The sequence below is a fragment of the Pantoea vagans genome, assembly GCF_004792415.1.
Taxonomy (GTDB): Bacteria; Pseudomonadota; Gammaproteobacteria; order Enterobacterales; family Enterobacteriaceae; genus Pantoea; species Pantoea vagans.
In genome coordinates this window covers 1,988,475-2,002,495 of record NZ_CP038853.1, presented here as the reverse complement: position 1 = coordinate 2,002,495, position 14,021 = coordinate 1,988,475, and the positions used below count along the sequence as shown (strand labels likewise).

Here is a 14,021-nt window from a genome sequence, read left to right as displayed (position 1 = left end):
ATGTAATGCAACGCGCTGGCCTCAGTGGAAAAAATCACGAATCTGTGATCGGCTTAAAGCCGTAGCGGTTTTTTAACAGCAGCATCAGGGTGGTGATCACAGCCGGTATCGCCAGCAGCAGAAAAATAACGCTGAAAGACCAGCCGAGTGACATCATCTCTGCCCCCACGAAGGCGCTCAGAATTGCGCCGATGCGACCCACGCCATGCATCCAGCTGGAGCCCGTGGCGCGTGCGTGAGTAGGATAGTAGCTGGCAGATAAGGCATTCATGCCGGTATTGGCACCGTTAAAACAGAAGCCGCTGCAAAAGGCGATCGCGCTCATCATGCCTACTTCGGCGGGCGAGAAGCCAAGTGCCACAATAAACAGTCCGCCGCAGCCGTAGATCGCGGCCAGCGCCAGGTTGGCGTTGAAGCGATCCATCATCCAGCCCGCAAAGAGTGAGCCCAGCGTTCCGCCTGCCTGATACATGGCGGTGATTATCGCCGCTTCGGTGACCGACATGCCCAGGGTATTCACCAGAGATGGCAGCCAGCTGCCAATCAGGTAGACCATGAACAGCCCCATGAAATAGCCGCCCCACAGCATTGTGCTGCCAAACAGATAGCGGCGCGACAGCACCGTGCTAATCGCGCCGCCTGCGGGTAATGTCGCTTCAGGCGCGTGAAATGCACAATCGGGCGCGGTTTTGCCCGGCATCATCCGTTCGAGGATAGCGTGAATGCGGGCAGCGGGTGCGCCACGACTGATAAGAAACCGCACTGACTCCGGCAGGCCACGGATTAAAAAGGGCAACACCAGCAGCGGCAGAATGCCGCCCAGCAGCAACACCGAGTGCCAGTTATAGCGTGGTAACAGCCAGGACGCGGCAAATCCGCCGCTGGCGGCACCAAAGGTAAAGCCACAGAACACGACAGTAATAATGAAAGCCCGTCTCCGCTCAGGCGCATATTCCGCCACCAGCGTGCCGACGTTGGGCATTGCCGCACCGAGTCCCAGACCGGTCAGGAAGCGGAACAGCATCATCTGTTCGATGTTCTGAGACAGCGCTGTTGCCAGTGTCCAGAGACCAAAAAAGAAAACGCTGAGGATAATCATCATGCGACGGCCATAGCGGTCAGCCAGCGGCCCCGCCACCATGGCACCCAGCGCCAGCCCGATCAATGCTGCGCTGATGACGACCCCGAGCTGGTGATTGGTTACGCCCCATGCAGCTTTAAGCGTTGGCGCAATAAATCCCATGATCGCAATGTCCATGCCATCGAGTGCCACCACAATAAAACAGAGCGCAATGAGCCGTTTTTGCCAGTGGCTCAGGCTCTGCTGGTTGATAAGCTGGCGGACATCTACCGCCCCGATGCTGGTCAATGGACACTCCCTGGCAATAGCGCAATCTGGCATCAGATTAAGTAAAAAAAACGGCGCTTATGATAGCCCATCGTTAACCTTAAGCGGTCAGATTTTTATATGATAGTGAGAATTATTCAACTTTAGGCCGTTAAGCTCTTGATATCGCGTACTCTCAGGAACCACCAAGTTAGTAATAAAGTGAGACGAGCGCTTTTTAATCAGAGAGTTAACGGATAAAGTTGCCATCCTGCCCTGTTTGTTAAAATAAATTTGCAGCAAAGTTAACAGAATTCATTTTAAACAGTTGCCTGAAGGCGGTCATTCTCATTAAGTTTAGGGTATGGAAAAAAATATCCTTTTCAATCAGCGCATTCGCTTGCGCCATCTACATACCTTTGTTGCGGTAGCGCAGCAAGGCACACTGGGCCGTGCGGCAGAGACGCTAAGCCTGAGTCAGCCTGCCCTGTCCAAAACCCTGAATGAGCTGGAAGAGCTGACGGGCGTGCGACTGTTTGAGCGTGGCCGCCTGGGCGCTCAGCTCACCACGATGGGAGAACAGTTTCTGACCCATGCTGTGCGGGTGCTTGACGCACTGAATCATGCCGGACAGAGCTTTAATGAGCAGCCGGGTGATGCGCCGGTGATTATCCGGCTGGGTGCATTAACCACCGCCGCAATGGGTATGCTGCCACGTATCCTTGATCGTTTTCATCAGCTGCAGCCTAACACCACCATTCAGGTGGCGACGCTGCATAACAATGTGTTACTGGCGGGGTTACGCGGCGGCGAGTTTGACATCGGCATTGGCCGGATGGCGGACAGCGACATGATGACCGGGCTGACCTATGAGCTGCTGTTTCTGGAGTCCCTGAAGCTGGTAGTAAGACCTGAACATCCGCTTTTAAGTGACAACGTCACGCTGTCGCGGGCAATGCAGTGGCCGGTGGTGATTTCCCCCGAGGGCACCGCACCGCGCCGGATTGCGCAGCAGATGCTGGATGAACAAGGCTGTACGCTGCCACCCCACTGCATTGAAACATCATCGACTTCACTGGCGCGTCAGCTGGCACTCCGCTACGACTACATCTGGTTCGTGCCGTCCGGCGCGATTAAAGAGGATCTCAGCCATAACGCGGTCTGTGCGCTGCCGATTAACTCCTCCGGGCCAGGCGAGCCGGTGGGCATCATTACCCGGACCGGCGCCGAGCTGAGTCTGAGTGCCGAAGTGTTAATGTCCACCATTCGTAAGTTTCACAGCTAGCGGCTGCGTTTGGCATGCCGCTCGCGGTTTTCAAGGCGCGCCTTATCGCTTTTCCGCAATCCCACATAGAGCGCCCCGGCTCCACCATGGCGGGTCTGGGCCACGCAAAAGGTCTGTACGTCATCAAACTGCTGTAACCAGCGCGCCAGATAGCTGCGCACGATATTGGCATGGGATTCGTCATCACGGCCCTTGCCATGAATAATGAGCAGATTTCGTAAGTCCTGCTTTTGCGCCTGCATCATGAAGCTGAACAGGGCCTGACGGCAGGTCTCTACCGGTTGCCGCAACAGGTTGAGACTGGCATCCAGTTTGTACTCACCTCGACGCAGTTTATCCAGAATACCCTGCTGTATGCCGTCGGCTTTATACTCCAGCGGTGTGTTAAGCGGGACAATCTCCAGATAACCCCGTGTCAGGAAATTCTCCTGCTCTGTTTCTCCTGGCGGTTTGCGTGGTGCTTTAGTTGAGGGCGACTTAAGCCATAAGGTTGTGGTGGTGTCTTTTAACGGCGTGACATCGCCCATGGCATCCCGAAAGAGATCGTTATCATCAAGGTTCATGGTTTCTCACACCTGATTAAAATTGATGGAGCCGGTAAAACAGGCCTGAACAGTTAGCGTAGCAAAAGCTGTAATCACCGGACTACCCCGCTTTAACCCATGTTGCCGCCGATGAAAATAGGGGTGACAGATCACAAAAGCGGAAACTTTTCGTGACAGTCAGCAGTAGCTGCATTCTGAGAAGCCCGTCACATCAGCGTTTGTCGATGTGTGCTTCATCCATAATGTTTGTGGGTGTAAAACTGCTCGGATGAGTTCCCTTCAGCACAAAAAATGTTAAAATTGACCCCAGTCAATAATCGTCGAGCAAACCATTATGATCCCTGAAAAACGCAGCATTCGTCGTATTCAGTCGGGCGGTTGTGCCATTCACTGCCAGGATTGCAGCATCAGTCAGCTCTGCATCCCCTTCACGTTAAATGAACATGAGCTGGATCAGCTCGACAATATCATTGAGCGTAAAAAACCGATCCAGAAAGGGCAAACCCTTTTCAAAGCAGGCGACGAACTGAAATCTCTGTATGCGATTCGTTCCGGCACGATCAAAAGTTACACTATTACCGAACAGGGTGATGAGCAAATCACCGGTTTTCATCTGGCGGGCGATTTAGTCGGCTTTGATGCCATCATGGGTTCCAGCCATCCCAGCTTTGCGCAGGCGCTGGAAACGGCAATGGTCTGTGAAATTCCGTTTGAAACCCTGGATGACCTGTCAGGAAAAATGCCTGCCCTGCGTCAGCAGATGATGCGTCTGATGAGCGGTGAAATCAAAGGCGATCAGGATATGATCCTGCTGCTGTCGAAGAAAAATGCCGAAGAGCGCCTGGCGGCGTTTATCTGGAACCTGTCCCGTCGTTTCGGCCAGCGCGGTTTTTCACAGCGTGAATTCCGCCTCACCATGACGCGTGGTGACATTGGTAATTACCTGGGCCTGACGGTTGAAACCATTAGCCGCCTGCTGGGTCGTTTCCAGAAGTCCGGCATGCTGGCGGTGAAAGGCAAATACATCACTATTGAAAACCACGCCCTGCTGGAAGAGTTAGCCGGTCAGAGCCATCAGGCCGCCTGATCCGCAGCTGGATCAATAAATCTTATTTTGTTGATCCAGCAGTAACTTTTTCCCTTCTTCCGCTTTGCAACATAGGCTATCTTTATTCCAGTCGCTCTGGTTTAAGGAGAACGCCTCATGTCCCAGTACCAAAATATTCTGGTCGCCATCGATGCCCAGCAAGACGATCAGCCCGCGCTGCGACGTGCGGTCTATCTGAATCAACGCATTGGCGGAAGGATTAAAGCTTTCCTGCCTATCTACGATTTCTCATATGAGATGACCACCCTGCTTTCGCCTGACGAACGCGCGTCGATGCGCCAGGGCGTCATCAGCCAGCGCACTGAATGGATCCGTGAGCAGGCCCGCGCTTATCTGGATGCCGGTGTCGAAATTGACATCAAAGTGATCTGGCACAACCGCCCTTTTGAGGCCATCATTCAGGAAGTGCTTGCCCATCAGCACGACCTGGTGCTGAAGATGGCGCATCAGCATGACCGGCTTGAATCGGTGATCTTCACGCCGACCGACTGGCATCTGCTGCGTAAATGCCCGTGCCCGGTCTGGATGGTCAAAGATCAGCCGTGGCCGGAAGGCGGTAAAGCCATTGTCGCGGTCAATCTTGCCAGTGAAGAACCACATCACGATGGCCTGAATCAGAAGCTGATTCGTGAAACTGTCAAACTGGCAGAAAAAGTGAATCAAACCGAAGTTCACCTGGTCGGTGCTTACCCGATAACCCCTATCAACATCGCTATCGAACTGCCGGACTTTGATCCCAGTGTCTATAACGATGCGATTCGTGGTCAGCATCTGGTGGCGATGAAAGCGCTGCGGCAGAAGTTCTCGATTGGTGAAGAGTTCACCCATGTGGCTAAAGGCCTGCCGGAAGAAGTCATCCCGGATCTGGCTGCGCATCTCGGTGCGGGTGTGGTGGTATTAGGTACCATAGGACGCACCGGCCTGTCGGCAGCCTTCCTGGGTAATACGGCGGAACAGGTGATTGATCATCTGCGCTGCGATCTGCTGGCGCTTAAGCCTGACGATTTCAAATCGCCGATTGACCTGGATGACGAAGAGGATGAGGAGGATTGATTTTCTCCTGATAAAAGACGGGCGGCTGATTAGCCGCCCTTTTTTTATTACAGCGCTTTAAGAATGGCTTCTACGCTGGCTTTGGCATCGCCAAACAGCATCTGACTATTCTCTTTGAAGAACAGCGGGTTCTGCACCCCGGCATAGCCGGTATTCATTGAGCGTTTGAACACCACCACGTTGTGCGCTTTCCACACTTCCAGCACTGGCATGCCGGCAATCGGACTGCGGGGATCATCTTGCGCCGCCGGGTTAACCGTGTCGTTGGCACCGATCACCAGCACCGTGTCGGTGTCGCTGAAGTCATCGTTGATTTCGTCCATCTCCAGCACCACGTCGTAAGGCACTTTGGCCTCGGCCAGCAGCACGTTCATGTGACCTGGTAAGCGCCCCGCCACCGGATGAATGCCGAAGCGCACGTTGATGCCGAGCGCACGCAGTCGGGCAGTAATTTCCGCGACCGGGTACTGCGCCTGCGCCACTGCCATACCGTAGCCTGGGGTGATAATCACCGAGCTGGATGCCTTGAGCATTTCTGCGGTTTCTTCAGCTGTGATCTCACGATGCTCGCCCGCTTCCTGACTTTCATCGCCGCTGCTGACTTCCGTGCCAAACCCGCCCGCAATCACGCTGATGAACGAACGGTTCATCGCTTTGCACATGATGTAGGAGAGAATTGCACCCGACGAGCCCACCAGCGCACCGGTAACAATCAGCAGATCGTTGCTCAGCATGAAACCCGCTGCGGCTGCTGCCCAGCCTGAATAGGAGTTGAGCATCGACACCACAACCGGCATATCCGCGCCGCCGATAGAGGCAACCAGATGCCAGCCAAACGCCAGCGCAATCACCGTCATCAGGAGCAGTGCAAACACCTGAGCACCGGTGCTGCTGGTGTTAACAAACCACAGCAGCAGCAGGAACGAGACGACCAGCGCCAGCAGATTCAGCTTGTGGCGATGCGGTAACGCCAGGGGTTTTGAAGAGATTTTGCCGCACAGCTTGCCAAACGCTACCAGCGAGCCGGTGAAGGTGACGGCACCGATAAAGATACCGATAAACACTTCGCTCAGATGGATATTCTCCATCACGGCTGGCAGGCCAGGTGCGTGGTCGATATAGCTGTTGATGCCGACCAGCACGGCGGCCAGGCCGACAAAGCTGTGCAGAATCGCGACCAGCTCCGGCATTTCTGTCATTTCGACTTTCTTCGCCAGACGAATCCCGATAGCGCCGCCAATGACCATCGCCAGCAGGATCCAGACGACGTTTCCGCTGTCCGGGCCAAAGATGGTAGCAACCAGCGCAATCGCCATGCCGCTGATACCAAAAATATTCCCGCGCTTTGAGGTCTCGTGACGCGAGAGACCCGCAAGGCTACAGATGAAGAGAATTGCAGCCACAATATAGGCTGCAGTGACTAATCCGCCAGACATGTGTTACCCCTTACGAAACATTTTCAGCATGCGCTGGGTGACGGTAAAGCCACCAAAGATATTGATGCTGGCAATCAGCACGGCAATAAAGGAGATAAAGGTGACCCAGCCACCGTGGCCCATCTGCAGTACCGCACCGATGACGATAATGCCGGAGATGGCGTTGGTGACGGACATGAGCGGCGTATGCAGCGCATGACTAACGTTCCAGACCACGTAGTAACCCACCACGCAGGCGAGCGCGAACACGGTAAAGTGGGAGAGGAACTCAGCTGGCGCTACGTTGGCCAGGCAGCCAAACAGCACGATAGCCAGTGCGATCAGCAAATAGTTGCGCCACGGAGACACCGGCTTTGCTTCAGCCTTCTCTGCGGGTTTCTGAGCTGCCGGTTTAGCCTGTGGCGCAGCAGAGACCTGAATCGGCGGTGCCGGCCAGGTGACTTCGCCCTCGCGCACGACAGTCACGCCCCGCACCACCACATCGTCGAAATCGACCTGGATTTCGCCATTTTTCTCTTTACACAGCAGCTTGATCAGATTGACCAGGTTGGTGCCGTAAAGCTGTGAAGATTGTGTCGCGAGACGGCTGGGAAGATCGGTGTAACCGATGATTTTCACGCCGTTGGGCGTCACGGTCACCTTATCGGCGACGGTCAGCGCACAGTTGCCGCCGGTCTGCGCCGCCAGATCAACAATTACGCTGCCAGGCTTCATGCTGGCGATCATCTCATCGGTGATCAGTTTCGGTGCTGGTTTACCTGGGATCAGCGCCGTGGTGACAATGATGTCTACTTCCTTGGCCTGACTGGCAAACAGCGCCATCTCTGCCTTGATGAACGCCTCGGACATGACTTTGGCGTAGCCATCGCCACTGCCCGCTTCCTCTTCGAAATCGAGTTCAAGGAATTCGGCGCCCATACTCTGCACCTGCTCTTTAACTTCAGGGCGGGTATCAAAGGCCCGGACAATCGCGCCCAGGCTGCCCGCTGCACCAATCGCCGCCAGCCCCGCCACACCGGCCCCAATCACCATCACTTTGGCCGGTGGCACTTTACCGGCTGCGGTAATCTGACCGGTGAAGAAGCGACCAAATTCATGGGCGGCTTCGACGATAGCGCGATAACCGGCAATGTTCGCCATGGAGCTCAGGGCATCCAGCGACTGCGCACGCGAAATACGCGGCACTGAGTCCATCGCCATAACCGTGACCTGACGCGCAGCCAGCTTTGAAAGCAGGTCGGGATTCTGTGCAGGCCAGATAAAGCTGACCAGCGTGCTGCCGGCACGGATGAGCGCAATCTCATCCTCATCCGGTGCATTTACCTTCAGAACGATATCGGACTGCCAGACCTGTTCCTGACTGCCGAGTGTGGCACCTGCTGCTCTGTAGCTTTCATCATCAAAGCTGGCGCGCTGACCGGCGTCATGCTCAAGAGTGACGCTGAAACCCAGCTTAATAAGTTGTTCCACGGTCTTTGGCGTGGCAGCCACGCGCGACTCGTTTGGCAACCTTTCCTTGGGGATTCCAATTAACATAGTGTTTCCTTTCATCGGTTAAGGATGATGGCCCGAATCTGCACGACGACAGCGCAGCTGAAACAGCGTTTCAGCTACTTATAGTCGGAATGCATGTATTTCAAAGTGTTTATAACCTACTGAAAATGTGACGAGCGATCCAGAGCGGCTACGCAGAGTAGTGACATTCACATGATTATTCAGGATTCTGCTAAAAAAGCTGCGTTATCCCACTGCGAAACAGTCCTGCAGGCAGATATTCTGCCAGAAAAAATTGTGCCCGGCCGAATTAACCATCAATAAAAACCTTTATTTAACAATGCATTAACTGTTTAAGCGTTAACAGTTACCGCTTTTAGTGGTAACCCGCACGAAAACGCGCCATAACTGCGTTTGATGACAAACAAATGAAAAAATCATGGTTGAATAACGCGATCTGACACAAAAAATCGCTGCGACAGTCTGTTTATAACATGCAATAATCAGCGGCTAATCTGTTATACATCAAGAGTCCAGCACGTTTTCGTACTCATTTTTGCGTAAGGCGAAGGATTATTTTTATGAAGCTGAAGAACACTATTCTGGCGTCCACTCTGTTGTCTCTGCTGGCAGCCAATGCATTCGCTGCGCAGGAGTTAACGCCAGAAAAAGCGGCCGCGCTGAAGCCATTCGAACGTATTAATATCACCGGCCGTTTCAACGCAATTGGCGACGCAGCCGATGCGGTCTCTAAGCGTGCAGATCAGATGGGCGCTGCCTCTTATTACATCCAGGCGATCAACGACAGCAACGGCAACAGCGGTAACTGGCGCGTCACGGCTGACCTCTATAAAGCCGATGCCCCCGCAGCCACGCAGTCCACGACTTATCGTCGTTTCAACGGCGTCAACGAACTGCCTAAAGCAGAAGCGTATAAGCTTGAACCGTTCGATACCGTTTCGGTCAGCGGCTTCTTTGCCAGCCAGCCGGATGTGAACGACGCGATTTCGAAAGCGGCTAAACAGAAAGGCGCAGCCTCCTTCTTTATCGTTCGCCAGATCGATGCCAACAGTGGCGGCAATCAGTATGTCACCGCCTATGTCTATAAAGCGGATGCTAAAGAGCGCAAGGTGCAGACACCGAATGCGATTCCTGCCGATTCAGAAGCAGGTAAAGCCGCGCTGGCAACCGGTGGTGCTGCAGCTGCTAACGTCGAGATTCCAGGCGTAGCCTCGTCTGAAACACCAAGCAATAAAGTGGGCCGTTTCTTTGAAACCCAAAGCTCTACCGGTAAGCGCTATACGGTGAATCTGCCAAACGGTAAATCCGTGCAGGAAGTGAACGCAATCACTGCTGCGCAGATGCAGCCGTTTGATACCGTCACCTTTACCGGGCACTTCGGTACACCAACAGCGATTTCAGAAGAAGTGGCGAAGCGTGCAGCCGATAAAGGTGCGAAGTTCTACCACGTCACCCGCCAGTGGCAGAACCAGAGTGGCGGTAACCTGACCGTTACGGCTGACCTGTTTAAGTAATCCCTTCAGGGCGGCACCCGCCGCCCTGCTGTTTGCATAATTCCTGCGCTGTTTTGCATAGTCACGCATTGCCATCCCCTGTCACTCTCCGTAAAATCCTCCGCCTGTTTTACCGGATATTGTCTCTGTATTTTGCCGCTGCGCTGCGATAACTCAGTGATGAAATCCGGTTTACCCAGCCATATATGCTAGCGGGAAGGTTGTTTTGGAGAAAAAATTAGGTCTCGGTGCGCTGACCGCGCTGGTGCTCAGCTCAATGCTGGGCGCGGGCGTATTCAGTCTGCCGCAAAACATGGCCGCAGTGGCTGGTCCGGCCGCGCTGTTGCTGGGGTGGCTGATTACCGGTGTCGGCATTATCTTTCTGTCGCTGGCGATGCTGCTGCTGACGCGCCTTAAACCCGAGCTGGACGGCGGCATCTTTACCTATGCGCGTGCCGGGTTCGGCGAACTGATGGGGTTCTGTTCCGCCTGGGGCTACTGGCTATGCGCGGTGATCGCCAACGTCTCCTATCTGGTGATTGTCTTCTCTGCCCTGAGCTTCTTTACCGATACGCCCGACCGGATCATCTTTGGCGATGGCAACACCTGGCAGGCGATGCTGGGAGCGTCCGTGCTGCTGTGGCTGGTGCACTGGCTGGTGCTGCGCGGCGTGCAGACCGCGGCCAGCATCAATCTGATGGCGACGCTGGGCAAGCTGGTGCCGCTGCTGCTGTTTATTGTACTGGCGGTGATGGCGTTCAATTATGATCGTTTCCGCTTCGATTTTTCCGGCGTCACGCTGGGAAAACCGCTCTGGGAGCAGGTTAAGCAGACCATGCTGATCACCCTATGGGTCTTTATCGGGGTCGAAGGTGCGGTGGTCGTCTCTGCCCGTGCTCGCCAGAAAAAGGATGTGGGCCGCGCCACCCTTTTCGCCGTGCTGGCTGCGCTGCTGGTCTATCTGCTGGTCACGTTGCTGTCGCTGGGCGTGGTGCCGCGTGCTGAACTGGCTGAGATGCGTAATCCTTCAATGGCCGGATTAATGACCCGACTGATGGGTAACTGGGGCGATGCGGTGATTGCGGTGGGTCTGATTGTCTCCGTGTGCGGGGCCTATCTGAGCTGGACGATTATGGCCGCGGAAGTGCCGCTGATTGCCGCGCAACAGGGTGCCTTTCCCCGCAGTATCGCCCGGCAGAACCGCCATAACGCGCCAGCCGCCTCGCTGTGGCTGACCAACGGCAGTATTCAGCTCTGCCTGATCCTGATTGCCCTGACCGGTGCTGACTACAACAGCCTGCTGACCATCGCCTCGGAGATGATTCTGGTGCCCTATCTGCTGGTGGGGTTATATCTGATCAAAGTGGTGCGCGGACAGCATAAGCCGCTGGCGATGGCGATCGGTGTGGGTGCCAGCGTGTATGGCATCTGGCTGTTGTACGCCTCGGGACCCATGCACCTGATGATGTCAGTGGTGCTCTACACGCCGGGCCTGCTGCTGTTCCTGTTTGCACGACGCGGCGGCCGCGCCGATATTGCGCTGACCTCGCTGGAGCGGATTGCGATGGGATTGCTGATTGCCGCGACACTGCCCGCCGTGTGGGAGCTGACGACGTAAAGCCTGACAGAAAGGCTTCAGTGTGAAAGTGCTGGAATGGATACGCACAGCAGGTCATCCTGCTGTGTGAGATTCAGCGGCTTCGCATATTCATAGTGGATAGCGTCCAGCTGCTCCGCTGAGAGCGGATAAGGGAGCTGGATATCAAAGCGACTAATCTGCTGCTGTTCTGCGAGAGTAATCAGGCGCGCGATATTAATTTCGTCGCTGACCTGAGTGGAAATGATTTGTAATGCTAATTCTTTTAACGGGTCGTCACTGCCCTGTAAACGGTGTGCCGATTTACGTGTCACCATGCCAAATATTGGCATCACACCATAAATAGCATCGACGAAGCTCCAGCGTTTTTTGCAGGAAGCGGAAAGAAAGTCACTGTAATTGAAGCAGATGCGGTCGGGGTATATGGCTGATGCCAGCTCTTTATCAGACACACTAACGCTCCTCATGGTAATCATCAATATCCCAAACCTGGCGCAAAAAGGCCGCGCTAATGATTGCACATTTTGCCGGATATATACCAGCAAGCCCTGGATATTTCGTGCGATAGCGTAGAGCTCAGGACCAGGAAAAGATATGCTTTCATCCATCCCTGACTCTGCCCTGTGAACTATGAACAAAATTGTTTATGTAGAAGATGAACCCGAAGTGGGTTCACTGATTGCGGCCTATCTTGGCCGTCACGATATTGAAGTCATTGTTGAAACACGTGGCGACCGTGCTGAAGCGGTTATCGCCGAACAGCAGCCCGACCTGGTGATGCTGGATATCATGTTGCCGGGCAAAGATGGCATGACCATCTGTCGCGATCTGCGGGCCAACTGGCAGGGACCGATCGTGTTGCTTACCTCACTGGACAGCGACATGAACCATATTCTGGCCCTGGAGATGGGTGCGCAGGATTACATTCTGAAAACCACACCACCCGCTGTGCTGCTGGCCCGCCTGCGTCTGCATCTGCGCCAGTCCCAGCACGGGCAGCCGGAAGATGCGCCTGCTGCGCCTGCCGCGAATCGTATGCTGCGTTTTGGCTCGCTGACCATTGATGCCCTGAATCGCCAGGTGACGCTGTTTGATGAGCAGATCGCCCTCTCCACTGCGGATTTCGATCTGCTGTGGGTTCTCGCCAGCCATGCGGGTCAGACGCTTAACCGGGATGCACTGCTGAAAACATTGCGCGGCGTCAGTTATGACGGCCTGGACCGCAGCATCGACGTGGCCATCTCCCGCCTGCGTAAAAAGCTCCACGACAGCGCTACCGAGCCGTTCCGCATTAAAACCATCCGCAATAAAGGCTATCTGTTCGCCCCCCAGGCCTGGGATACCCGCGAATTATGAGAAAGCTCTTTATTCAGTTCTATCTGCTGCTGTTTGTCTGCTTTCTGGTCATGGCTTTGCTGGTAGGTCTGGTCTATAAGTTCACCGCTGAGCGCGCGGGCCGGCAGTCAATGAATGACCTGATGGCCAGCTCGCTCTACCTGATCCGCAGCGAACTGCGTGAGATCCCGCCGCGTGACTGGAACAAAACCATCAAGAGTCTCGATCTCGGCCTGTCGTTTGATCTGCACATTGAGCCGATGAACAAATATCAGCTTGATGAAAGCAATATGCGCCGGTTACACGCCGGAGAGATTGTCGCGCTCGACGATCAATACACCTTTCTGCAGCATATTCCGCGCAGCCACTATGTCTTATCGGTGGGGCCGATTCCCTATCTCTTTTATCTGCACCAGATGCGACTGCTGGATATTGCTCTGCTGGTGTTTATTGGCATGTCGCTGGCGCTGCCGGTATTTATCTGGCTGCGTCCGCACTGGCAGGAGATGCAGCGCCTGGAAAAAGCGGCGCAGCGCTTTGGCCGGGGCGAGCTGGATGTGCGGACGCATTTCGACAGCACCTCCAGCCTGTTTCGGCTGGGCATCGCCTTTAATCAGATGGCCGAGAACATCAACACGCTGGTCGCCAGTAAGAAGCAGCTGATTGACGGTATTGCCCATGAGCTGCGAACGCCGCTGGTGCGGCTGCGCTACCGGCTGGAGATGAGCGATAACCTTACGGATGGCGAACGGGTGGCGCTGAACCGCGACATCGGCCAGCTTGAAAGCCTGATTGAGGAGCTGCTGACCTATGCACGTCTTGATCGGCCGCGCGTCGATCTGAATCTGAAATCGCTGGATCTGGCCAGCTGGCTGAGTGAGCGGCTGGACGATTTCCGCACCATCAACCCGGACATACGACTTGACCTTGACCTGCCGCAGCGTGAAAACATCGGTGTTTCTGACACCCGACTCATGGAGCGGGTGCTGGATAACCTGGTGAACAACGCGCTGCGTTATGCGCAGCAGCGGCTGCGCGTCAGTTTATGGTTCGACGGTCCGGTCGGGTGTCTGCAGGTGGAAGATGACGGTCCGGGCATTCCGCCCGACGAACGTGAACGGGTTTTCGAACCCTTTGTCCGGCTTGATCCCAGCCGCGATCGCGCAACAGGCGGCTGCGGACTGGGCCTGGCCATTGTTCACTCCATTGCCCAGGCGCTGAGCGGCAACGTAACCATTGAGTCCAGCCCGCTGGGCGGCGCCAGCGTTCGCTTTTGCTGGCCGGTTGATCTAACCTTGCGGGAAATTCCGCTGCGTTAAAATCCACA

At 55.0% G+C, this 14,021-nt stretch carries 12 protein-coding genes; 7 read left to right on the top strand and 5 right to left on the bottom strand.

Annotation, left to right across the window (positions count from 1 at the left end):
• Positions 1 to 34: 34 nt before the first annotated feature.
• On the bottom strand, positions 35 to 1,369 hold the full coding sequence (locus EGO56_RS09310) for an MFS transporter (protein WP_033732757.1): 1,335 nt from the start codon (positions 1,367 to 1,369) through the stop codon (positions 35 to 37).
• 322 nt (positions 1,370 to 1,691) lie between these two features.
• Here EGO56_RS09310 and EGO56_RS09305 point away from each other — a divergent pair, with 322 nt between their 5' ends.
• Entirely contained in the window at positions 1,692 to 2,612 is a 921-nt protein-coding gene (locus EGO56_RS09305; RefSeq protein WP_003853723.1) for a LysR substrate-binding domain-containing protein, read from the top strand.
• On the opposite strand, the gene smrA is transcribed toward EGO56_RS09305, so the two are convergent.
• Entirely contained in the window at positions 2,609 to 3,175 is a 567-nt protein-coding gene (gene smrA, locus EGO56_RS09300) for a DNA endonuclease SmrA (RefSeq protein ID WP_013357945.1), read from the bottom strand. The genes EGO56_RS09305 and smrA overlap by 4 nt on opposite strands.
• Positions 3,176 to 3,491: 316 nt before the next feature.
• On the opposite strand from smrA, the gene EGO56_RS09295 reads away from it, so the two are divergent.
• The gene (locus EGO56_RS09295; protein WP_010244686.1) at positions 3,492 to 4,244 is read left to right on the top strand and encodes an FNR family transcription factor; all 753 of its coding nucleotides are present in this window, start codon (positions 3,492 to 3,494) and stop codon (positions 4,242 to 4,244) included.
• 117 nt (positions 4,245 to 4,361) lie between these two features.
• Positions 4,362 to 5,318: a universal stress protein UspE gene (uspE, locus tag EGO56_RS09290; RefSeq protein ID WP_013357947.1), complete on the top strand. Its 957-nt coding sequence runs from the start codon at positions 4,362 to 4,364 to the stop codon at positions 5,316 to 5,318.
• A 47-nt stretch (positions 5,319 to 5,365) separates the two neighbouring features.
• Here the strand turns inward: uspE and pntB are convergent, their stop codons facing one another.
• Positions 5,366 to 6,754 (bottom strand): Re/Si-specific NAD(P)(+) transhydrogenase subunit beta, encoded by a 1,389-nt coding sequence (gene pntB / locus EGO56_RS09285; RefSeq protein WP_033732759.1) that lies wholly within the window; start codon positions 6,752 to 6,754, stop codon positions 5,366 to 5,368.
• 3 nt (positions 6,755 to 6,757) lie between these two features.
• Positions 6,758 to 8,290, bottom strand: a complete 1,533-nt coding sequence (pntA, locus tag EGO56_RS09280) for a Re/Si-specific NAD(P)(+) transhydrogenase subunit alpha (protein ID WP_135908674.1) — start codon at positions 8,288 to 8,290, stop codon at positions 6,758 to 6,760.
• A 539-nt stretch (positions 8,291 to 8,829) separates the two neighbouring features.
• On the opposite strand from pntA, the gene ydgH reads away from it, so the two are divergent.
• Complete coding sequence (gene ydgH / locus EGO56_RS09275; protein ID WP_061062532.1) at positions 8,830 to 9,783, top strand: DUF1471 family protein YdgH; 954 nt, start codon at positions 8,830 to 8,832, stop codon at positions 9,781 to 9,783.
• Between the two features lie 205 nt (positions 9,784 to 9,988).
• Positions 9,989 to 11,380 (top strand): basic amino acid/polyamine antiporter, encoded by a 1,392-nt coding sequence (locus tag EGO56_RS09270; RefSeq protein WP_135908671.1) that lies wholly within the window; start codon positions 9,989 to 9,991, stop codon positions 11,378 to 11,380.
• A gap of 17 nt (positions 11,381 to 11,397) precedes the next feature.
• Here the strand turns inward: EGO56_RS09270 and EGO56_RS09265 are convergent, their stop codons facing one another.
• Positions 11,398 to 11,811, bottom strand: coding sequence for a hypothetical protein (locus EGO56_RS09265; protein WP_135910551.1), 414 nt, complete (start codon positions 11,809 to 11,811; stop codon positions 11,398 to 11,400).
• A gap of 178 nt (positions 11,812 to 11,989) precedes the next feature.
• Here EGO56_RS09265 and rstA point away from each other — a divergent pair, with 178 nt between their 5' ends.
• A complete protein-coding gene (rstA, locus tag EGO56_RS09260; protein WP_013357953.1) occupies positions 11,990 to 12,715 on the top strand; it encodes a two-component system response regulator RstA in 726 nt (241 codons plus the stop codon).
• Entirely contained in the window at positions 12,712 to 14,013 is a 1,302-nt protein-coding gene (gene rstB / locus EGO56_RS09255; protein WP_013357954.1) for a two-component system sensor histidine kinase RstB, read from the top strand. Before rstA ends, rstB begins: the two co-directional genes overlap by 4 nt.
• The last annotated feature ends 8 nt before the right edge of the window (positions 14,014 to 14,021 follow it).

Bases quoted from the DNA above. Each gene is read 5' to 3' on its own strand.
- EGO56_RS09305 (WP_003853723.1), top strand. From the start codon at position 1,692: ATGGAAAAAAATATCCTTTTCAATCAGCGCATTCGCTTGCGCCATCTA.
- smrA (WP_013357945.1), bottom strand. From the start codon at position 3,175: ATGAACCTTGATGATAACGATCTCTTTCGGGATGCCATGGGCGATGTC.
- EGO56_RS09295 (WP_010244686.1), top strand. From the start codon at position 3,492: ATGATCCCTGAAAAACGCAGCATTCGTCGTATTCAGTCGGGCGGTTGT.
- uspE (WP_013357947.1), top strand. From the start codon at position 4,362: ATGTCCCAGTACCAAAATATTCTGGTCGCCATCGATGCCCAGCAAGAC.
- pntB (WP_033732759.1), bottom strand. From the start codon at position 6,754: ATGTCTGGCGGATTAGTCACTGCAGCCTATATTGTGGCTGCAATTCTC.
- pntA (WP_135908674.1), bottom strand. From the start codon at position 8,290: ATGTTAATTGGAATCCCCAAGGAAAGGTTGCCAAACGAGTCGCGCGTG.
- ydgH (WP_061062532.1), top strand. From the start codon at position 8,830: ATGAAGCTGAAGAACACTATTCTGGCGTCCACTCTGTTGTCTCTGCTG.
- rstA (WP_013357953.1), top strand. From the start codon at position 11,990: ATGAACAAAATTGTTTATGTAGAAGATGAACCCGAAGTGGGTTCACTG.
- rstB (WP_013357954.1), top strand. From the start codon at position 12,712: ATGAGAAAGCTCTTTATTCAGTTCTATCTGCTGCTGTTTGTCTGCTTT.